The organism is Klebsiella sp. P1954 (assembly GCF_018199955.1).
GTDB lineage: Bacteria > Pseudomonadota > Gammaproteobacteria > Enterobacterales > Enterobacteriaceae > Klebsiella > Klebsiella pneumoniae.
Genome location: NZ_CP073375.1, coordinates 58,750 through 79,713 on the forward strand (window position 1 = coordinate 58,750; position 20,964 = coordinate 79,713).

Annotated in this window: 18 protein-coding genes; all 18 read left to right on the forward strand. The window is 56.9% G+C overall.

The annotated features are described in order from the left end of the window. The first annotated feature begins 2 nt into the window (after window positions 1-2). Window positions 3-1,106 carry a DotH/IcmK family type IV secretion protein gene (locus KB890_RS26990; RefSeq protein ID WP_077264204.1) on the forward strand — a complete coding sequence of 368 codons (1,104 nt, stop codon included), beginning with the start codon at window positions 3-5 and terminating at the stop codon, window positions 1,104-1,106. 3 nt (window positions 1,107-1,109) lie between these two features. After that, on the forward strand, window positions 1,110-2,450 hold the full coding sequence (gene traO, locus KB890_RS26995; protein ID WP_032440586.1) for a conjugal transfer protein TraO: 1,341 nt from the start codon (window positions 1,110-1,112) through the stop codon (window positions 2,448-2,450). Between the two features lie 6 nt (window positions 2,451-2,456). After that, window positions 2,457-3,176 carry a conjugal transfer protein TraP gene (gene traP / locus KB890_RS27000; protein WP_050597333.1) on the forward strand — a complete coding sequence of 240 codons (720 nt, stop codon included), beginning with the start codon at window positions 2,457-2,459 and terminating at the stop codon, window positions 3,174-3,176. A 9-nt stretch (window positions 3,177-3,185) separates the two neighbouring features. Next, a complete protein-coding gene (traQ, locus tag KB890_RS27005) occupies window positions 3,186-3,719 on the forward strand; it encodes a conjugal transfer protein TraQ (RefSeq protein WP_032440587.1) in 534 nt (177 codons plus the stop codon). Window positions 3,720-3,774: 55 nt separating this feature from the next. Then, window positions 3,775-4,176: a DUF6750 family protein gene (locus tag KB890_RS27010; RefSeq protein ID WP_032440588.1), complete on the forward strand. Its 402-nt coding sequence runs from the start codon at window positions 3,775-3,777 to the stop codon at window positions 4,174-4,176. A 43-nt stretch (window positions 4,177-4,219) separates the two neighbouring features. Then, a complete protein-coding gene (locus KB890_RS27015) occupies window positions 4,220-4,783 on the forward strand; it encodes a hypothetical protein (RefSeq protein WP_045325070.1) in 564 nt (187 codons plus the stop codon). 9 nt (window positions 4,784-4,792) lie between these two features. Next, window positions 4,793-7,840, forward strand: coding sequence for a conjugal transfer protein (locus KB890_RS27020; RefSeq protein ID WP_032440589.1), 3,048 nt, complete (start codon window positions 4,793-4,795; stop codon window positions 7,838-7,840). Window positions 7,841-7,849: 9 nt separating this feature from the next. Continuing rightward, window positions 7,850-9,046, forward strand: coding sequence for a conjugal transfer protein TraW (gene traW, locus KB890_RS27025; RefSeq protein WP_032440590.1), 1,197 nt, complete (start codon window positions 7,850-7,852; stop codon window positions 9,044-9,046). Then, window positions 9,043-9,624, forward strand: a complete 582-nt coding sequence (traX, locus tag KB890_RS27030) for a conjugal transfer protein TraX (protein ID WP_050597335.1) — start codon at window positions 9,043-9,045, stop codon at window positions 9,622-9,624. Before traW ends, traX begins: the two co-directional genes overlap by 4 nt. 41 nt (window positions 9,625-9,665) lie before the next feature. Continuing rightward, entirely contained in the window at window positions 9,666-11,810 is a 2,145-nt protein-coding gene (locus KB890_RS27035) for a DotA/TraY family protein (RefSeq protein WP_032440591.1), read from the forward strand. A gap of 65 nt (window positions 11,811-11,875) precedes the next feature. Next, the gene (gene excA, locus KB890_RS27040; RefSeq protein WP_032440592.1) at window positions 11,876-12,499 is read left to right on the forward strand and encodes a plasmid IncI1-type surface exclusion protein ExcA; all 624 of its coding nucleotides are present in this window, start codon (window positions 11,876-11,878) and stop codon (window positions 12,497-12,499) included. Between the two features lie 101 nt (window positions 12,500-12,600). Next, window positions 12,601-14,019: a secretion/conjugation apparatus DotM-related subunit gene (locus KB890_RS27045; RefSeq protein WP_063666705.1), complete on the forward strand. Its 1,419-nt coding sequence runs from the start codon at window positions 12,601-12,603 to the stop codon at window positions 14,017-14,019. Continuing rightward, window positions 13,967-15,121: a thioredoxin fold domain-containing protein gene (locus tag KB890_RS27050; protein ID WP_157769471.1), complete on the forward strand. Its 1,155-nt coding sequence runs from the start codon at window positions 13,967-13,969 to the stop codon at window positions 15,119-15,121. Before KB890_RS27045 ends, KB890_RS27050 begins: the two co-directional genes overlap by 53 nt. A 1-nt stretch (window position 15,122) precedes the next feature. Next, window positions 15,123-17,315 (forward strand): F-type conjugative transfer protein TrbC, encoded by a 2,193-nt coding sequence (trbC, locus tag KB890_RS27055; protein WP_032440593.1) that lies wholly within the window; start codon window positions 15,123-15,125, stop codon window positions 17,313-17,315. A 45-nt stretch (window positions 17,316-17,360) separates the two neighbouring features. Further along, window positions 17,361-17,894, forward strand: a complete 534-nt coding sequence (locus KB890_RS27060) for a phospholipase D family nuclease (protein ID WP_032440594.1) — start codon at window positions 17,361-17,363, stop codon at window positions 17,892-17,894. Between the two features lie 11 nt (window positions 17,895-17,905). Beyond that, complete coding sequence (locus KB890_RS27065) at window positions 17,906-18,157, forward strand: hypothetical protein (protein ID WP_113394424.1); 252 nt, start codon at window positions 17,906-17,908, stop codon at window positions 18,155-18,157. Window positions 18,158-18,662: 505 nt separating this feature from the next. After that, a complete protein-coding gene (locus tag KB890_RS27070) occupies window positions 18,663-19,358 on the forward strand; it encodes a RepA family replication protein (protein WP_254910806.1) in 696 nt (231 codons plus the stop codon). 906 nt (window positions 19,359-20,264) lie between these two features. Continuing rightward, window positions 20,265-20,879 (forward strand): DUF2913 family protein, encoded by a 615-nt coding sequence (locus tag KB890_RS27075; protein ID WP_032440595.1) that lies wholly within the window; start codon window positions 20,265-20,267, stop codon window positions 20,877-20,879. Window positions 20,880-20,964: the final 85 nt, after the last annotated feature.

Genomic DNA, 20,964 nt, shown 5'->3' on the forward strand with positions numbered 1-20,964 from the left:
GCATGAAACCGTATTTTGCACTCTCTTTACTCGCCGTGATGTGCTGCAACGTCGGGGCGGTGGAGACTCAACAGACCGTGGTACCTCACTCTGCCGATCCGATACTGGTCACTGACGGCCCCCAACAGGATGCCGCGCTGATGAATAAAGCCGGATTACCGCCGCAGCCCGCTGAACAGCCACCGGCGCCGCCGGTGCAAGCGCCAGAAACCACTCAGGCCGCACCGCCATCTGCATCAACAGTCGCCGCGCCACAGGCCAGTTCGCAGACGGACCCGGCACCGGCGGCGACGCCAGGCAGTGACGAACTCCCGCCGCCTTCGCCGCTGTACAGTGCCGCGCAGAAGCAGGTTGCGCCCCTGACACCGGATGAAGTCCGACAACTGCGGGGGCAGAAAGAGAATATCAACCGGGCGCTGGCTTCCCCGGCGATGACGGTGGTACCCCGCATCAGTGCGCAGACGGTGAATCTGTCACCGGGTTCCAGTCTGCCTCTGGTCCGCACAGCGGTAAACCATCCCAGCAACCTGAGTTTTACCGATGCTACGGGCGCCCCCTGGCCTGTGGCAGGCAAGCCGACGAACCCGATGACGAAGGACTTTGATGTGTATTACATCCCGGACTCACCCATCGTCACCATTGTGGCCAAACGGCCCTATGCGAGCGGCAGCATTACCGTCCTGCTGAAAGGCCTGTCCGTACCGATTTCGGTGGAAGTCACCAGCGGTGACACCGACAGCCAGTCCCGGGTGTGGACCGTCGATAACCGTCTGGATCTGCGCATTCCGCAGCGGGGACCGTCCGCCCGCCCGATGGCCGCGCCGGAATCGAAAATCGGCCTTTACGACAACACGCTTCAGGCCTTCCTGGATGGTACGCCCCCGAGGGAGGCACACCGCCTGAAAGCGACCGGGCAGGTGCCTGATACCACCGTCTGGCAGCTGGGCGACGACCTCTTTATCCGGACGCGCGCTGAGATAGTCGATGAGTTTGATCAGACGCTGTCCTCCGCTGACGGGATGCACCTCTTTAAGCTCCCGGTCACGCCCTATGTGACGTTCTCCGTGATGGGGCGTTCTCAGGCACTGAACATTACTCTGGAGTGAAGCATGGCCAACGAAAATGACGCAAGTCGCGATAAGACATTACTGGTCGGGCTGGCTGCCCTCGTCTGTGCCGGCGTTGCCGGAGGGGGCTACCTGCTCTGGAACCACTTTTTTGCCCCGCCGCCGACACCTTCCCGTATCAATGTGACCAACGTTGCCAGTGCCGGGAAACACCAGAGTGCAGAAACTGAGCAGTACCGTCAGCTCCTGCACGAATACAACCGGGAGGGCGCCAGTGCCGCACGGGCGGATAATTCCAGTTTCATCGCCAGTATCCCGGTAGGCGGGAGCACCCCGGTGCATACCGTGGAAGCCCCCCCGAAAGAGAAAAAGCGGAAGCCCGCTCACGAGGAAAAACAGCAGGAGAAGAAAAAGGACGAGGGCCTCAGTAAGTCAGACCAGGCAGCCCTGAATAAACTCCTCGCATCAATGGACACGTCGGCACAGTCGCCGGATCTGCAGCAGGTCTCTCTGGCCGTGGCAACCGAGCCGGGCGCTGCCGCCGAAGGCAGTCAGGCCAAATCGGCTTACGCTGACTGGACATCGTCCATCATGCCCCGGACAACCGGTGGGGGATTATCCGGCGGGGGGGAAAGCACGGCCCCGGTCATCGAGCTGATCCCGGCTTATACACGTGTGCCCGGCTCAGTGGATTTTGGTATTGATTCCGACAACAACCATTCGCCGGCGGTCGTCAGGCTCTATACCGGCCCCTATGAGGGTGCGGTGTTGAAAGCCTCTCAGGCACAACTCGGCGGGGACGGCGTGGTGATCCACATGACAACCATGTACTGGAACCGCAAAAACTACCGTGTTGACGCCTATGCGCTGAAAGACGACACGCTCATGGCCAATGTGGCCACTGACGTGAATCACCACTATATGTCCCGCATCCTGTTGCCGTCGATTGCTGCCGGTATCGGTAAAGCCGGTGACCTCTATGCGGATGCCAATACCGAGATCCTGACCAACGGCTACAGCACGGTGACCAGCCATGCCGGGATGCCGGATGGCGAGGCGGTGGCCGGCGTGGTAGCCGGTGGAGCCGCATCCAATGCTGCTGACGTACTGAAGTCGGACGCTGCCAAAATTTCACCGACTCAGGTCACGGTGGATGCCGGCCAGGCCGTTTATGTCGAGTTTATGGCTGCTGTCACCACGGCTGATGAAATCAAGCCTCGCGGTCAGAACACCACCGGCAATACGGCCACCCCGCTGGCAAACCCGCAGGACAGCCATACCGGCAACGCACTTTCGCCGGTCAGCCCTACGCTCGCACAGCTACGGGAACAAACGCAGTCACGCATCCGGACCCAGTCACAGCCTGAAAAAACGTCGGAGTAAAACAACATGAATGAATTTAATCATCCCGCCACAGACAAGGATGATCAGCCAGATATATCGGCCATCGTGCAGCATGAGAAACCGAGTCTGAAATATCTTCTTCTGGAGAAACAGTATGTTCTGGGACTGAACGGTCCCTGGCTTATCGGCATTCTCATCGCCGCCACCCTGGCCATCTGGTATCTCTTTGGCACCACCACCCCGTCATCACAGGATGAGCTGAATGCGGCGGCCGGCTTTGAAAACGTTCCTCCGGCTGCCTCACAACCAGACAACCGGTCATTGTCCTCAACACTGTCACCGCCGGCCAGCGATAACGTGAAAGAGGAAGTGGCCACGATGGTGAACGGCGTCAAAACCTACGCGGAAGCCAACCGTACAGCCATCCAGCGGCTGTCCGACACCGTGAAAACCTTGCAGCAGCAGGCGGCCACCACGCAGCAGCTGCAGAGCCAGTATCGGGAGGAGATCAACATCCTGAAGTCACGGGTGGCGACACTGGAGGTGGAGAAGGTCAACACCGCAACGTCCGCCCCCCATCGCCAGCGCCTGCTGACGTCAGGCATGAAGGTCAGTTCAGTCCAGGACGGTGCGGCGTGGATTTTCTGGAAAAACAAAACCTGGGCCGTCCGTGAGGGCGATACCCTCGCTGACGGTAAAGTCAGCATCATCCGGATCGATTCGGCAAACCGCCAGGTATTCACGACTGAAGGCGTGATCCGTTAAGGGGGATACATGGTTGATGCCCTGACGGCACTGGTCAACCTGGCCAGTGCGATCCACACCAGTGGTAACCGGTTCATCTTCGCCCTGGCTGTTGTGCTTGGCATTTATGGGGTGATGTTCGCACTGACCAAAGAGGCCCGACTGGCCCGCCAAGTGCCGGGCCACAACGGTACGGGAAAAATCATCGGCGTCGTCATTCTCGGCGGCATGCTGGTAGGGCTGTCCCAGATAATCAATGCCGGGGCCGCCCAGCTCGGCTGGTCTGATGTCACCTTTGATGAGGTCTCGTATGTTTCCACCGACACCTTTGGTCAGGGTGCCGATGCGGCCAATGCCCTGTTGACGCTTCTCCAGACGCTGGGTATAGCCTATGCACTGTCCGGCACACAGCGCATTAAACGTTCACTGAAAGACGGCCACACCGGTCTGTCAGCCGGTGAAGATGTGGGAACCGGCGCCGTGAAATTCATTACCGGGGTGTTTCTTATCTGCGCCCCGACACTGCTCGATGCTATCCAGACCAGCCTCGGTCTGTCTCTCTAGTCTGTCCTCCGCTCTCGCGGAACATTTAAACCAAAACTACCTGTAAGGAGACGTTATGTCTGCAATCTTCGATCGTGTCTTAAAAGCTTCCATCACTGCACATGAGCTGCGCCATTCCATGAAACGTAAATTCACTGCCGGTATGGCAAGCCTGGTGGCGTTAACCCCGCTCAGCGCGCTGGCTGACGGTACCCTGACCGACATGGTTGATGAGGGTGCGAGCGGGATGAGCGATGTGGAAAAAGACGCGCTGGTTTTCGCCGAAGGGGTCGGTGTACTGATCGTGTTTGCGACCATCATTGCCATGAAGAACAAGGAGAAAAGTCCGCACATCACCACCAAAGGCATCATTATCGGCTGGGTTGTCGGGATCTTCCTCATCGGGCTGGGTGAAATCGTTCGCCGTTCGCAGAGCCAGGTGGGCCTGACCGAAGTCACCGTCGGTTCCGGTAGCTAATCATCACAACGGGCAGCCTTCGTGCTGCCCTCCGGAGGTCTCAGTGACACAAAAAGGTGTTGATGATGTCGCCTGGCTGGATGTCAGCGGTGATGACACGCCGCCCTCACCGGTTCAGGTAAATGCTGAATGTTGCTCACGGTGCCGGTGGCCCGCCCGGCGGCTTTTCCGGCTCCGTGAAGCAGAGAACGACGCGGTTTGTGCAGTCTGCTGGATAAGCCACAACCTGGACACGGCCTCAGCACACCAGGGCGACCTGTGCTGGTTACCGGGGCTTCATGCCGCCGACGTCGTGAACCTGCAACGGATCGCCTGTATCGCGACCATCGCCGGCAACAGTCACGCGAAAAAACAGGGGCAGCGGGTACTTCTATGGATGCGCCGCCACAAACGGGAAACCGAACGCGCCTGGGATACGTCCCGCCCGGCTGAATTTGCGGCAGTGATGTCACGCTTACACCCGGACGACCGGCGGGCATTCCGTCAGCGACTGGCAGGCTGTCATCTGGTCCTGCCGGCCACCGTGTTCAGCGATCTCACATTGCTGCTGCCTGCCGGCATGGACGCGGACACCCTGCTGAACACTCTCACACTCCCCAGGCTGTAGGAGCTATACATGTCATTAATGAATGCGGTTGAAGATTTCATCACCTCGGTCAGCCGGCACACGGTTTCGAATGCCATGCCGGACTACTGCGACCTGCGGACCATCGTCAATCTGACGGAGTCAGATCGCAACTTCTATCCGGATATGCAGGTCCCCTTTATCGCCGTTACCGACGCCGGCCATTATGCCTCTACCTTTGAGGTACAGGGTGGCTTCTGTGAAATGGACGAGGACGCCCCCGCCAGTCAGAAATTCAGTTTTGACGGGTTTATCAATAAAGTGGCTACGGCAATGGCCACGGATTTTAAATCGACGGGCCACAAAATCTCGATGGTGATGGAGAATGACCCCAACCAGGGCAAGGCGGAACTGAAGCGCCTGCTGGCACACCAGTACCGCTCCATTGCCCGCACCGGTGTGGGCATGGCGGACATTCTGGATGAAAAGATCGCCAAAATTTCCCCGTGGGTCAGCCGTGAACGCGTCTGGCTGACCTGCTGGACGGGGCGAGAAACCCTTTCGCCTCAGGAGCTGAAAGGCGACATGCGTCGGATCAGCGGACTCGTCAGTAAAGCGCCCGGCACGCAGTTTGGCCAGGTCCCCGCGTTCTCCGAACTGACAGGGCTGAAAATTCGCCATGACGCCTTTCTCAACACGATAAAAACCGCCCTTTTTGACGGGGGGGATGGTCAGCTTATCGACCTGATGGATGTCCATCAGCTCGGTCGGGAAATTCGCCGCCAGGTGGACAGAAAGGGCACCGATGAAACTTACCGGCCGGTACTGGCGTCCGATCGCGTCAGGCCTCACGGAAAACGTAACCGGGAAGACGCTTCACCGCTCTTCGCCCCCTGGCTGAACTACCAGCTCATGGGCGTGGATGCCGACGCCGAAAACAACTTCATTAACATTAACGGCATGTGGCACGCCACGCTCTCCGTGTCGATGGGCCCGCAGCAGCTATTAACCTTCGCCCAGCTGAAAGCCCGCATCCCCCGCTCCGTGCCGTACCGTATTCGCATGGACGTCATGCCGGGAGGACTGAAGAGTCTGTCGTGGAAAGGCACCCTGCTCACGTATACCGCTTATATCCCGCCACTGCGCCCCATCTGGGAAGCGGTGGAAGAACTGAAGAAGCGCGACAGTCACGATCCGGTCTGTGTGATGACGATAGTGGCTTCAACCTGGGGAGAAACGAAGGAAGAGGCAACGCTGAACCTCACCCTGCTGACCAAAGCGTTTCAGGGCTGGGGCGTCTGTGAGGTGACCAGTACGTTTGGTAATCCCTACCGTGCCTGGGCGTCAACGTTACTGGCGGCCCGGACCGGTGGTGGTCCACACAACCTGTATCCACCGCTGAAAGATGCGCTCAGCCTGCTGCCGTTAAGCCGGCCCGCGTCAGCCTGGTCCGATGATGCCTCGATTGTTTTCCCGACCCCTGACGGCAAAATCATTCCGGTGGGGCTGGCGTCAGCTAAGCAGAATAAGCACACCGAGGTGATTGTCGGTGAACCCGGTTCGGGTAAGTCGCTCATCATGAACATGCTCAGCAATGCTATTGTGTGCAACGCCCAGCAAAAACTGCCCTTTATCGCGGTTGTCGATAAGGGCTACAGCGCCCAGGGACAAATCCAGCTTATCCGGGACAGCCTGCCCCCGGAACGCAAGGATGAAGCCATCGGCTGGGCACTGCGCAATCACAGCGATCACTGCCGCAATATGTTTGACATCCAGCTGGGTGCCCGTTACCCCATCGCCCCGGAACTAACCTGGATGAAAAGCATGCTGACCGCGATGTGTATTGACTCCAACACCGGTCTGCCGCCTAACTCCCGCGATATCGACGTCCTGCTGGAGCGGGTGATTACGATGGCCTATCGCGATAAGGATGAAACCAGCCCCAATAAGTTTTCAGACGGCGCATCGCCGGAGATCACCCGGGCGTTAAAAGCGTCCGGCCTCTGGACCCGGTATGACGAGGAATGGTGGGACGACTGTCCCTGGTATGACGTCCGCGACATGCTGTTCAGCGCCGGCTACGTGAAAGAGGCCCAGCTGGCACAGTTCCTCGCCGTACCGGAACTCTCCGACATGAGCGAGTACATCAACAGCCCGGAGATCAAAGCGAGCTTCGGCAACGTCTGTCGTGATAACTCCCAGGAGCTGCTGACAGAGTATGTCGCCCGCGTGATCGGCCAGGCTTGTAACACTTATAAAATGCTGGCCGGCCGGACCCGGTTCATTATTAACCCGGCCACCCGCATTATTGCCATCGACCTGAATAATGTCGTCGGGGATAAAAGTGCCGAAGGGCAGTTGCGTACTGGCATCATGTACCTCTTCGCCGGCCAGGTGAGCGGCGGAGACTTCATCCTGCCGCAGTACCGTAAAGAGCTGATGGCCGCGGTACCGGAGATGTACCGGCCGATGCACATGGAAAAACTGGATCAGCTTGACCAGGAAGTGAAGTCGAAATACTACGACGAACTCCACAACGCTTCGGACGTGCCGTTCATCTTCCCGATGCTGGAAACGCAGGACCGTGAACAGCGTAAATTTGGTATCCGTACCGTGTTGTGCTCACAGTACCTGACCGACTTCCCTGACACGATCCTGAAATCGGCCAACTCGGTGTATCTCATGCACTGCCGCCCCGAAGATGAGCGGGCGCTTGTCGATCACTTCCAGGTACCGGAAGTCACCATCCGGAAGTTCATGCAAATACCGAAAGGCCCGGCCGCTGATGGCAGCGGGACGAGCTTTCTTGCCGTATTCCGCACGAAAGCCGGTCGCATCGCCCACATTCTGAAAAACACCGCGGGCCCGAAAGAACTCTGGGCGCTGAGTTCATCGCCGGGCGACACCGCCCTTCGGGATTATCTGTATGAGGAACTGGATGGCGCCACCGCGCGCGACATTCTGGCGGAAAACTTTGAGCACGGTTCGGCTCAGCGTGTCATTGAATTCCGTCGCAAGAAGGCCGGCGAACAGGACGCCGGGAACGTCACCCGCCATCTCGCCCGGGAAATTATCGAAAAACGCGGTTACCGCCTCTGAGGTGAATCCATGAAACGAAAACTTTTAGCCGCCGCATTGTCCATCGCATGCGGACAGGCTCTTGCTGCCTACCCGGTTAGCGTTGTTTCCAGTGTGCCGATCACAAGCCAGGTTGTGCCCCATCTGACAACGATGCAAACCACGCTGGCAGAAATCCTGACCACCAACACGGAAATCGGCAGCGCCATTACCCAGGCGAGCGATAAAAACACGGCGACCCTGACAGAAGGCTTCCAGGCACAACGTCAGGCGGACAATTTCGGCCGTGAAACCGAACGTCTGGAAAAGGCACGCGCCAGCTTTAGCGTGCCGGACAGCATCTGCAGCGAATCGGCGTCCGGCGTGGCGCATCAGGTTCATAATACTGCCCGGGCCACCGCGTCCTCTCTGGCGTCAGGAAGCGGGATCAGCAACTCGGCCATTCAGAAAGCCGTGGCTTCCGCGCCGGTTCTCCCCGCGCAGGATGATTACCGCAGCGCCGCCATTCACGCGAATTACTGCACCAGTGCCGAATACGCGGTGTATGGCGGCACCGCGCTGTGCCAGTCGGTGTCCTCCGACATGCCTGGCGGTGACATCCAGGTCCAGTCGCTCTATGACGGTGCCGGCGCCGCGGGTAAAGAGCCGGAACTCACCTTCAGTGATGACCAGATCGATGCCGGGATGGCGTACATGCGGAACAGCGCGAAACACAGTCCCGGGCGCACGCTCGGCAAGGGAGAAATCAAGAATGAAACCGGCTGGCAGTACCAGGGCCTGCTGACGCAGTACAAGGCGATTCAGAGTGCCGCCCAGCAACCGCAGTTATCGATGATTGCGGACAGTAAACCCAACAGCAGCACGACCACCGCGCTGAAAGAAGCGCTGGAAAATGCATCCGCCAGGTCGTATTTCGATGACACCGCGTCAGATCTGGCCAAAAGTAACTACCAGATGTCAGCCCGCGAGTTTGAAAGTTTCGAAGTCGGCCGCCGGTATGCCAATACCGATTACCAGGAAGACCTGCAGGCAATGGATGGCGATAACCTGATGCGCGAACTGATCCGGGTACAGTCACTGTCAAATTATCTGCAGCTCGGCATTAAGAACCAGCTCAGGGAAAGCAACATTATCGCCGGCCAGCAACTCGCCCTGGCGGCTGACCGGGAATATCGCCCGCAGCTGCAGGCACTGATGCAGGAAATCAGCGGAGGCGTCGCCAAATGACACACAATGCCCATGATGACCAGACCGAAGCGGCCGGACAGGCGCCGCGTTCAACGGCAGTAAAAAGGGCCCGCAAGGCCCTTTCCTTGTCGGTCTCGATTTTTACGCCCATTAACGACATGCGCCGTATGGGGTCGGACGTCAGCCAGTCCGTGAAGACCAGTATCTCCCGGCTGAAGGCCTTCCGGCGTCAGGCGCGCGAGGAAAAACGCGAGAAGCTGACATTTGAACAGGCTGTCCAGGCCAGTGGCTACAGTCTGCCGCAGCTGCTGTGGAAGTATCGTTTTCTCAAGCGACTGTGGTGGGTGGTCGCCGGACTGTTCCTGGTCCTGACGCCCGTACTGATGAGTATGATATTGCTGACGGCGTCCACCCTGCCCCCGATGACGTTCTGGCGGGCGATTATTTTTGTGGTGATCTTCGCTGCGCTGGCCAGTCTGGCGGCACTGAAAGTGGTGATATGTCAGTACCGCCTCTGGCAGCTGCAGCAACGCCGCGTCAGTGACGAAGAAGGCGGACGCTTCAGCGATTTCCTCCACCACGCACACTGGATCAAAGACGCCCTGAACCCTGTCTGAACGGGTCCCTCTGTTCTTACTCATTTACGCGCAGGCTTTCTATGAAACTATTTAAGCAGCCCCTGCAGGGTCTGTTGCTGCTGCTCATCTCGTTGCCGGCCCTGGCCGATGACGTGACGTACAGCACCATTCGTGACGCTGCTGAAAATTCAAGTGACCTCTCCCGCCAGGCGTTGGTTACCATCTTTGGCGACGTGGTGACGTCGCCCTTTACTTCAACGGATACCACCGTCATCGGTTCCCTGTTCGGCATCCTGAACGGCGTTATCTGTGCCATTGCTCTGTTCTGGTTTCTGACTGTCACCCTCAAAAGCATTGTCAAAGCGGGTAATGCCGGCAAAGTCTTCGGCAGTACGCGCACCGCGATGGCGCCCCTCATGTCCTTTGTCGGGTTCATCACTCTGGTACCGACAACGAGCGGCTGGTCGCTTTCGCAGCTGGTCATGCTCTGGGCGGCCTCCATCATGGGGGTGGGCGGCGCCAACCTGCTGACAAACAAAGCTGTGGATATGATGGATGACGGGTATTCACTGGTCACGCAACCCGTCGCCAGCTCGACGCGGGATGCAGCCCAGCAGATTTTTGAGATGAACCTGTGCAAGTATGCCATCAACGAACAGCTCAGCGGCTTCTACGACGATGCCGGCTCGGCGAGCACGTCAGAGATGAGCACCTCCGGCAGTGACGGCAGTTATGAAACCAGCAACGGCAGCGCCTATTGTGGGACCGCGAAAATCCCCACGACCACGCGCAGCAGCAGCTGGTCGGTCTTGTTTGATTCCGATGTGGATACTGACGCCATCGTCAGCGCACAGAAGTCCGCACTGGATACCATGCAGACGACCCTCGACAGCGCCGCACAGACGTTTGTCAGTACCTATATCAGCAAACGTGATGATGACTCCGGTACGCTGACCGATGCCGAAACCACCATCCAGAATGCAGCAACCGCCTATGAGAACACCATTAACTCCGCGCTCAATCAGATTGACTATGAAGACACCCTGCAGAGCAGTCTGACCAGCAACATGAAAACCTACGGCTGGATCGCCCTGGGTGCCTGGTATCAGACGTTTGCGACCGCGAACGCCAAGACCTCCGACGTAGGTAAATCAGCACCGACCGTCAGCGGGCCGACAGGACTGGGGGAAATGGGCAACACCGACCTCTACCAGCAGGTGTTCGCTGCCTACAACGCCCAGCTGCAGAACAGCAGCTACACTGCAGCACTCGGCACCCAGACCAGCAAGAAAGACATCGAAACGGGGCGGGCAAAAGATCCGAAATCGGTGTTCGTCGGGCTGTTTAACAGCCCGATGCAAAAATTGACCAACTATATTGCGACGAAAAATATCGGACAAACCGATAACAGCAGTGAACAGGTTAATCCATTGCTTAAGATGAAAGCCATCGGGGACTACACCCTAGACACGGTCGGCACGGCCCTGACGGCCTATGTGACCATTCAGGGGTCGATTGCATGGAGCGGTAATAATATCGTGGGACGAATCACGAACGGACTGACCGGCTGGAAAGCTACAGTCGCGGCGGTGGTGCAGGCGCTGTCCCCTCCGTTCTACTTCCTGCTGCTGATCCTGTTCTCGGCGGGCTTCAGCCTGTCTGTGTTGCTGCCGGCGATCCCGTTCATCTACTGGATGACCGGCGTTCTGAACTGGTCCGTCAGCGTGCTGGTTGGCTGTGCCGCCGGCCCGATGTGGTCCGCCACGCACCTGGGCACCGAAGAGGATCGGGGAAGCCGCGCGGCCTACGGCTATGTCTTTCTTATCGACATGATGCTGCGCCCCAGCCTGATGGTGCTGGCCTTCTTTTTTGCCTCTGTAGCTATCGTGGCGGCCGGTACGATCCTGAACCTGCTGTTTGCCTCGGCACTGGCCAACGCACAGATTGACTCCTGGACCGGCCTGTTTACCGCCGTCGGTTGGCTGCTTATCTATGCCAGGATTTGCACCACCGTGGCCACCAAGGTGTTCTCGATGCTGGTCGTCATTCCGGATTACGTCATCGGCTTCCTGGGCGGGCGTGAAGGGGCCTCACTGTTCAGCGGCCTGAGCGATTCGGTCTCGAATATCTTTGCCGGCGTCGGGCGTACGGTTAACCCTGGCCGTATCCCGGGAATGGATGCTAAAGAGCGTACTCCCGGGGACAAAGATGGATTTAAGGGGTGAGAAACTTACTCAGGATCAACAGGTTATGATATAATTTAACCATGAATTAACAATGAGGACTGCTTATGGCAAGCCAGCGGGAACGTACCGGCATGGAGACCTTCGTGTCACTGTTAAAATTCTGGGCCGCGATGATTTATCTCCCGATATGCCTGTTTTTTGCCTTCTTCCACACGATTTCTTCAGAAGATGGTGATGGGGAAATAGCGCTAATATTTTGGGCTCTTTTTGTCGCACCGTTCATCATTCGGCAGTTTACCCTGCAAAAACGCCGCCGCGCCCTGAACAGCGTGGTGGAGGCCGTCAGTGGTGAGGAGTTTATGCCGCAGAAAGGGAACGTCATCATCTCGGGCAACCGGACCTATCTGGGTGTGGATGCCATCCGGGGAACCCTGCTCTACGTCAGTATGCGCCGCAAGGGAGAATACGATGTGATGGGGATGGACATGTCCAGCTGGACGCGGGTGGCGTATAAGGGCGATGTCATCACCCTCAAAACCAAAAACCCGGAACTCCCCAGCGTCAGCGTCGATGCACCGGGCGGTGAGAAATATTCTGCCGCGCTGTATGACGTCATCTGTGCGATGGAGCACCGGCAGTATGCCGACCTGCAGTTCCCTCAGAAGGCCCATGAGCGTGCCCGTACCGCCCGCAAAGAGACCGGTCTGACGGTGTTCAGCTACACCTGATACCCCGTCGCGTTAACGTCCCCTCTGCCATACCGCCCCCGGTTCCCGGGGGCTTTCAGTTTCTGCATCTCTGATCCGCTTATCGTGTTAATGAGGTCCCTATGTCTCAGAACCGTCAGGCCACTTCCGGCCATGATGACGCCTACGGCTTTCTGCTGATCCCTGCCGCCCTCGTGATTATCTGCTGGCTGTGGTTCAGTAAATTTGTATGGGTATCGTGCCTGCTGCTCTACTGGCTCTGGGGGATGGTCGATTTTCAGCGTATCCATCCCTGGGTCGCGGAAAAAATCAACCTGCTGGCCCGTACCGGCAATCACGCCCAGTCTATCTCCTGGCATGACTGGTTCGCCGTGATGAATGAAACGTCCGGCATCCTGCTGATTTTTCTTCTCCCCATCGCCATCAGTGCGCTGGTCGGCATCAAAAACCATCCGTCCCGGCCCATGAAGAGCAAGCGTATCGTCAATATCCACACGCTGCCGCAGATCATGAGCAAATGGTCGCCGGCCATTGTGCCGGTGCTGGCAGAAAGCCGGTCGCCGGACCTGTTAATGAACGATGACGGCCCGGAACGCCGCTGGGCGGAAAAACCGGAAGAGTTCGCCGCCAGGCATGGTCTTATCGCCTCGCGCATACTGGACCGGGAAAAAGCCCGTGACGTTTTTATCTCTCAGCTGGGTACACGGTTGTCTGCCTCTCCGGACACATTGCAGGATTATGAGAAAGCCCTGTTTGCCGTGTTCGGCCTGCAGGTGTTGATGAATGACCGTAAGGCTGCCAAAAAACTGCTGGATGATCTGAACCGCAGCTGCCTCCCGCGCAACCGTAAAGAACGTAAGCGCACGAAAAATCTGTACCGTCCTGATTTTTCCCGAGCAGAAAAAGCCTTTCTGACGGTCTGGCAGGCGGAGGGGATGAAAGAAATCCATGCCACACACCAGTACGTCAGAACGGCTCTCAGCGGCCTGCTGGGCCACGATATTCGCCTACCGCCGTCACAGTATCTCTGGCTGAAGCCCATCGATCGCACGCTCTGGTATGCCCTGCACGGTGCCGATACCGCCAGCGTGTTTGTGGAGGGGGCAGGCGTCATTGCTCAGACGCGTTTTGAAATCGTGGTACGAAAAGAGAAGCTGCCATTGCAGATCGATTATGTCGAATCCGCCATCGACGGGCTGCAGTACGAGCTGGAAGGGCTGGGTCTGGTGCATGAGCGACGCGTGAAAAAAACCGAACGCCGGAAGAAAGCACCTGACTGGTTACCCCCGACGCTCAGCCAGGACAGCTTTACTGACCTCCAGGGCGATGAACCGGAACCTGCAGAAGCAGAACAGCCTGAAGATAATGCTGCTGCAGCGGAGGCGCATCCCGACCAGGACGCCGGGAGACACACCGGGCCGTCCACTCCCCCCCTCACTGATACCGCCTCAGCTGCCGTATCGACCGTTACCACACCTCACGTATCACATGACGCCGCAGCCTGTGAGGCGACGGACGACGATGAACCTGCTTTTATATAAGGCCCCAACGATGATGACTCCGACATTTAATGCCCGTATCTCCGGTAATCACCTGATTGCTTCACTGAATGACGACACACCGATTTTTTCCCTCAATGTGAGTGAGGACCCGAGTTTCTGGATCGAAGGGGGCACGCTGATGGTCAGCCTGAATACCGACAGTAGCCATCCGGTATACCGGGCGCTGGACTACAAAGAGGCAGAACAACTGCTGTCTGTCATTACACGGGTACTCAGCGATCGTAAGCCGAAAATAAAGTGGAAGAAAACCCTCCTGCCCGCGGCTGCGCTGCTGGTTAGCTGTTTTGCCGTCTGGCGTTTTGCGCCTGCAACACCCTCAGCGGGCATGCCGCCGTTCGGACAGGAAGAGCCCCGGAATGCCTCGGAGGAAACAGCCGCAGCGCGCTTCCAGGGACTACCGGAGCTGCGCAACCCTGCGCCGGGTAATCCCTATTTTGGCAACCACACAACACCGAATGCCGACAATGGCCAGCCGATGCCGACAGCTTCCCCTGTCCGGCCCTCAGCAACCCGGCCGGTTTCCGTGGCCAGTCAGGAAACGCTGAGCCCACACATTATGCAGAACCTGCAGAAAGCAGCAGGCCGCGGCTATTTCACCGTCCCCCTGTCTTCCGGACACGAACGGACACTGTACGTTTTTGCCGATCCGGAGTGCCCTAACTGCAAAAACTGGGAGCCGGTCGTCGAAGCATTAGGTAATGAATACAACGTGGTGGTCTTCCCCGTCTCTGCGATTGGTAAAGAGAAATCTGTCCGGAAAATCCAGTCTGTCCTGTATCTGGAGACGGCGCACCGCGCTGCGGCCTGGAAGAAACTGTTTTCGGTTGACGAGGGCATGCTCACCATTGGCAAAAAGAAAACCGGTGACGATCAAAAAGAAGCCCCGGTACAACCCGATTATAAACGCTGGAAAATCGCCGGCGAGGCGCTGGCCATTAACGATGTCGCGTTCAGGCAATACCGTATCCCCGGCACGCCCTGGGTCATTGCCGACGACGGCCGCCATGTACCGCAGTCAACGATGAAAGATCCGGCCACCCTGCGCGCCTTCATGACAGAGCACAGCAACGCGGAGAACTGATATGCAACAGAAGCAGAAACCGGTCGATGCCGCCCGGCTGCAGCGTCAGGTACATCAGAGCATGGTCGAAGAGATGGCGTATCGCACCGGCCCCCTGCTGCTCGCCATTATCGCCATATTTGGTGCGGCAATAGTCTGGCCTGTCCTTCTGTGGGCGGCCATTCCGGTCATGCTGGTCTGGGTCCCGATGTTCATGCTGAATGAATTCCGAATGCCGGCGAGGATGCCAATGGACATGGACAGGCTGGATCCGTCAACGGAAACCATGCGACCCGGCAAACTGCTGGGCTTTCTGCCCGTCACTAAGCTTAACCGGCATATGGAAAAGGCGGCGGGCGTGTTCTATACCGGATACGAACGCACGCTCGATGGCGGCCGTGAGATATGGCTGCGCATGGATGACCTGACGCGCCATCTCATTCTTATGGCCACCACCGGTGCCGGCAAAACCGAGATGTTGCTTGGTTTTGTGTTAAATGCACTGTGTTGGGCGAAAGGGCTGATCTTCTCTGACGGTAAGGCCCAGAATGACGTCTGGTTTGCTGTCGCCTCCCTGTCCCGCCGCTTTGGCCGTGAAGACGATCTGCGGTTGCTGAACTACATCACCGGCGGCCAGAGCCGCTCTCAGCGCCTGCTGGAGAATGACAAATCACGCCAGCAGTCCAATAACACGAACCCGTTTGCGCTGGCCCAGGAAACCTACATCACGCAGCTGATGGATTCCATGATGCCGGAAGCCGGCAACGACCGTACCTGGCAGGAGAAAGCCAAGGGGATGAACCAGGTCCTGACAAAGGCCCTGATTTACAAAAGCCGCAAGGAACAAAAGGTGATGTCGCAGCGGCTGATCCAGGAGTACCTCTCCCTGGATAAGTTCGCGGAGCTCTATCTGCAGGCTGAAGCTGAGGAATGGCACGAAGAAATTCGAACCGGGCTGCGTAATTATCTCTCAACCAGCGTGCCGGGCTTTGATATGAGCCTGATCACCAAGCCATCAGAGTGGTCGCAGGAGGCGCGTAACCAGCATGGTTATCTGACGAGCCAGTACAACCGTATGCTGTCACTCTTCAGCGATACCTATGGCCACGTGTTTTCATCCGGCGCCGGCGATATTGACCTGCGGGATGTGGTCCACAATGACCGTATTCTCGTCATCCTTATCCCGGCACTGGAGCTCTCCGCGTCAGAAGCGCTCACGTTGGGGCGGCTGACAACCTCCCAGCTGGCGATGATCCTGAGCCAGGACCTGGGCGAAAGGATGGAGGGGAAAGCGGAAGACATACTGGTTATCAAAAAATTCAGGGACCGCTTTCCCTTTTTATGGCTGGCAGATGAGGTCGGTTCGTACTACTCCGATACCATCGGTCAGCTGGCCACCCAGGTCCGCTCCCTCGGCTATGCGCTCGTTCTGGCAGGTCAGGACCTGCAGAAGCTCAAAACGGCCGTGGGGGATAAGCTCTGGACGCTGCTCGGCAACATGTTCACCCGCATCTTCGGGACCATCATCGATCCAACTGAAACCGCAGAGTTCGCCGCGAAATCAGCCGGGATGGAATACCAGGCCATTCAGGACAGTATGGAATACCGCGCCGGCGCGATCGGGGGGAGCTATGCCGATACCGGGCGCGTTACGGTCCAGGAGAAACCGAAACTGCCCTTTGATGAACTGCAGGCTTTAAACCAGGGGGAGCAGGCCACGGTCTTCAAAGGGGCCGTCATCCGGAACAACGCCCTGTACATCGCGGATGACGACAAAATCACCGACAAGGACGTCCGCATCAACCGGTTTGTTGAGGTGGAATGGCCAACGTATGACAGCCTGTCTCACCTGCTGCCGGCAAAAGTCCGCCGTGACCGCCCTCGTCCGGCCAGTATCAACCGCATTATGGCCATCGTGAAAAATGACAAGATCAGGCACGCCCCTGACAGCATGATCATTCAGGATGGCGTGCTGTATGCCATTGCAGATGAGGCCATGTATTTCGACGAAGTCGCACCCACGCCCCCCAATACAGTCCAGCGCGCGACGCAGCTGCTCAGCCTCGCCGCCGCTGTACTGACCGAGACCAGAGGCCGTTACCGCGTCGAATACCCGGAGCCGGAAAAACTGTCCGTCAAAAAGGATGAGCTGGAAAAATACCAGCACATTCACCAGTCGGCCGTCACTCAACAGGCTGACGGTTTCTCTTACTGATCTTCGGCCGCCTGCCCGGGTGGCCACGTTCTCAAAGGTATATCCATGTTTAAAAAAATACTGGTAGCAGCCGTGATGGCCACCACACTCTCTTCGTCCCTGTCAGCTATCGCCGCCCCTTCCGTGCAGGTCGGTTTCAGTCCGGAAGGGACCGCACAGGAACTGGTACTGAAGACCATTAACAATGCACAAAGCTCTGTGCGTATGTTGGGATATAACCTTACGGCTGCGGATATTGCGAAAGCACTGGCGTCCGCCAGTCGGCGTGGTGTGGACGTTAAAGTCATCCTGGATAAGAGAGAAAACCAGAACAAATATTCGAAAGCCGCACTCAATATACTGGTGAATGCCGGCGTGAAAGTCCGTCTGACGGATGCCTATAAAATCCACCATGACAAAGTCATCATCATCGACCAGAACACGGTTGAAACCGGCTCGTTCAACTTCACCAAAGCAGCGGAATATACGAATTCAGAAAATGCACTGGTTCTGAATGATATGCCACAGGTGGCCAGCGTCTATCTGGAACACTGGAAGTCCCGCTGGGACACAGGACGTGACTGGAAATCGACGTATTAACAAAGGCAGTTATGTCTGAAAACACACAAAGAAAAAATCCCTGCCGTCATAACGATGTGCAAATCAGGACGCGCGAGTTTGCGCTCATGCTGGGAGTACCAGAGCATGAACTCGGTGTCGCCGCATCCACCACTAATATATTTCGCGGAATACCATTACCGGCGCCGGTAAGTCAGTTAAAGGGAAAGACAAGGCAGTTCTGGCTGTCTGACTGTCTGGATTTTGCCGAACAGTTAAAAGGAACATCCGCAGAAAATAAATAAGCTTAGGCCGTCTGATTATTCAGGCGGCCTTTTTTTATGGCTTGATAGTGTTACAACACACAGTGCTGCTATCGGCAGCGTGGTACACTGACTTGCCTATAGAAACAGGGACTTCAATACGATCTTGAATGCGTTCAGGACTTAGCACTGCAGATTTTTTTGTGAGAAATCATATATATGCGATTATGTCATATATTGCATATATGCGTGGTTTTATTGTGAGCGATCATTCACGGATCTCCTTTTATAAATTGATCCTTGCTACGCAACATGGTAGTTTACAACGGTTTGTAGGAATTACTTGGGTGGGACGTTCCCGGAATAGCGTCCAAAGGGAAGGGGTGATGAATTTACGGCCCCTGAATGCAAAAACCCCCTGAAATCTGCTATCAACTTGGCGGTGGATTCAGAAATCAGGGGGTCCAAAAGCAGGCGCTGGCCTGTGAAGGATTATAGCAAATGCAGATTCTAACACAACCCCCACTCGCCATAAGTTCGGGCGGGTGTGACTGAAACAAGTCTCCATCTTAAAACCCGGCCTACGGGCATACCCAATCAGACCCCTTGCTATAACGTGGCTTCGCGCCGCCGCCGCCGGTTCCTGAACCGGTTGATCCGGTCACTGGCCACGCCTGCGGGGCGTCTGAAAATCACAGCAGAACTGCGCCGCCGCATCCGGTATAACAAGTATTGGGTCAATGAGGCAAACCGGTTCGGACTGGAAACGCTGTGTGAACTGTTGCTGGCCATCCTTGACGATCTTGATTTTAGAGACTGGCAAACCAGACACAACCTGGAAACGCTGGCCGAACGTGCCGGCTTGGCCACGCGCAGTCAATCCGGCCATGTGTCGATCTCCCGTGCCAGCCGGGGCTGTGACCGCTTGGTCTGGCTCAACGCTATCATTACAGAAAAAGCCCCCTTCAATCCTTATGACGCCCGCTGTGCCTGTAAGCACATCGAGGTCACAGAAGATTTCTTTGCCATTCTCGGCGTTCCGCTCAAGCAGGTTTACCGGGAGCGCGCACGGCTGCTGAACGTCGATCAGAATGAAGTCATCCACTCTGGTGATCAGCGGTTAATTGCGATCAAGGTTGAAAACTGGATGCGTAAGGCCGCTGCCGGGTTAGCCAGGATGAAATCAAAGCGTGACGCCGCACGCCAGCTAAAACAAGCCTACTACGCTCTTACACCCGCCTGATTGTTCACGCGAACAACCGCCTTAACTGGCGGGAACTCTGCACGTCTGCAATAAAACCCAGTACAAAAAAACACCATCCAACGGAAACTATTGCCAGCTACCAGGTGAATTTCCCTGCCGGCAGTAACCGGTTTGGCCACATTTGTGTTGCGATGGCCGATAACTGCTGTATACCTTGTGGGTAAGTTACAGTGAAGTGCAAACGGTTCGGTGCAATTACTCTTTTGGTTTATCTTTTAATTACTTACGTAATATAAAAGATAAAACCAAATAAAAAGACATTACTGTTATTCCCTTTGAAAAGTGAATAACCAGAACCAATCGGCGCAAGCGCCTCATAAGTAGCACCCCACGCTCACGCGCGGGGCAAGTGGCTCAGAGCTGAGATCTGCCAGCAGGAAGCGAACCCACCACTGAAAAGCGCCGCCGCCCCCGGCCACAGGCCGGGGAACACCATCGCTTTTAATGATGGATGTTGTAACTAGATTCCTGGACCGCTGTAAGTTCGACTGCGGTAAGCCAGGAATACACGCTCGTAAGCGGCCCTGACGGCCCGCTAACGCGGAGATACGCCCCGACTGCGGCTTCGCCTTGTCGTGACCACTCCGACCGCGCACAGAAGCCTCTATGCCGTATTTAGCGGGTATGGCTTAACAGGGCGAGGGATGGGATAGGTAGAACCTTTCAAAACGGTAACCGGCTTCGCCGGGCGACGGCGCCACTAACCGACTGAGCCCTGCTTAAATTCATCTGGCGCCTCCATGCCGCAAAGCGGCATTCAGAAGACTGGCTGCGCACTGCTCGCCAGTCCGGGCCTGATGTTCAATCCGGGGTCAACGGTTCCGGATAAGACCCGCTTCCGGTTAAGATATATTCATTCCCCTGAACAAAGGAAAAAAGCCCGCGGTGAATCAGTCAGGAAAATCGGCCCATCTGGCGTGGTGTGCCCTGGTGGCGCTGGCCTTAGCCAGGCAGAACGGTGACGTGGTGTCACCGGCACAGGAAAATCTCTTTCTCACCCGCTGGCTGGCGACCGCGCTGAGACAACGTCGTTTTTCGCGCGATGTCGCTTCCGACATTGAGTGGCTGCTTAAACAGGGCCGTCAGCTGGGCGTCAATGCGCAGCTGGCCAGTAAGCTGAATTACCTGTGGCATTCCTGTACCGGCGAGTTGTCTGAGCAAAATGATCTGTTCCGGCTGAACCATGCGCTGGAGGCAGCGAAGGCTATGAACTGGAATTACCGTGTGTTAAGCGACCGGGAATGGTCCGGCCGGAATGCCGTAACCCTGAATGCCGGCGTGAACGGCATTTATCTTTCACGCTCCAGTCTCGATGCCGCATTTGACGACGACGGCCGACAGATAAATCCTTTGTTGGTGCGTCTGACAGGGAATGTACCGGGACTGGTGACGCTGTTTATCCGCAGTGACTGGCAGGTGCAGCCTGAAGGTGATGCCTCCCTGACTTATCTGCACCGATTGTTGGCCCGATCGGCTAAGCCGCGCGACAGCGCACCTTAGCCCCACCTTCCCCCTTCGCTAAAACTGTATATACTGTTTATATGTACAGTGTGCGCCGGGAGACCGGTTAGAGATCAAGGGGTGA

What these genes read in the sequence shown, in the direction of transcription:
- KB890_RS26990 (WP_077264204.1), top strand. Translation starts at nt 3, where the DNA reads ATGAAACCGTATTTTGCACTCTCTTTACTCGCCGTGATGTGCTGCAAC.
- traO (WP_032440586.1), top strand. Translation starts at nt 1,110, where the DNA reads ATGGCCAACGAAAATGACGCAAGTCGCGATAAGACATTACTGGTCGGG.
- traP (WP_050597333.1), top strand. Translation starts at nt 2,457, where the DNA reads ATGAATGAATTTAATCATCCCGCCACAGACAAGGATGATCAGCCAGAT.
- traQ (WP_032440587.1), top strand. Translation starts at nt 3,186, where the DNA reads ATGGTTGATGCCCTGACGGCACTGGTCAACCTGGCCAGTGCGATCCAC.
- KB890_RS27010 (WP_032440588.1), top strand. Translation starts at nt 3,775, where the DNA reads ATGTCTGCAATCTTCGATCGTGTCTTAAAAGCTTCCATCACTGCACAT.
- KB890_RS27020 (WP_032440589.1), top strand. Translation starts at nt 4,793, where the DNA reads ATGTCATTAATGAATGCGGTTGAAGATTTCATCACCTCGGTCAGCCGG.
- traW (WP_032440590.1), top strand. Translation starts at nt 7,850, where the DNA reads ATGAAACGAAAACTTTTAGCCGCCGCATTGTCCATCGCATGCGGACAG.
- traX (WP_050597335.1), top strand. Translation starts at nt 9,043, where the DNA reads ATGACACACAATGCCCATGATGACCAGACCGAAGCGGCCGGACAGGCG.
- KB890_RS27035 (WP_032440591.1), top strand. Translation starts at nt 9,666, where the DNA reads ATGAAACTATTTAAGCAGCCCCTGCAGGGTCTGTTGCTGCTGCTCATC.
- excA (WP_032440592.1), top strand. Translation starts at nt 11,876, where the DNA reads ATGGCAAGCCAGCGGGAACGTACCGGCATGGAGACCTTCGTGTCACTG.
- KB890_RS27045 (WP_063666705.1), top strand. Translation starts at nt 12,601, where the DNA reads ATGTCTCAGAACCGTCAGGCCACTTCCGGCCATGATGACGCCTACGGC.
- KB890_RS27050 (WP_157769471.1), top strand. Translation starts at nt 13,967, where the DNA reads ATGACGCCGCAGCCTGTGAGGCGACGGACGACGATGAACCTGCTTTTA.
- trbC (WP_032440593.1), top strand. Translation starts at nt 15,123, where the DNA reads ATGCAACAGAAGCAGAAACCGGTCGATGCCGCCCGGCTGCAGCGTCAG.
- KB890_RS27060 (WP_032440594.1), top strand. Translation starts at nt 17,361, where the DNA reads ATGTTTAAAAAAATACTGGTAGCAGCCGTGATGGCCACCACACTCTCT.
- KB890_RS27065 (WP_113394424.1), top strand. Translation starts at nt 17,906, where the DNA reads ATGTCTGAAAACACACAAAGAAAAAATCCCTGCCGTCATAACGATGTG.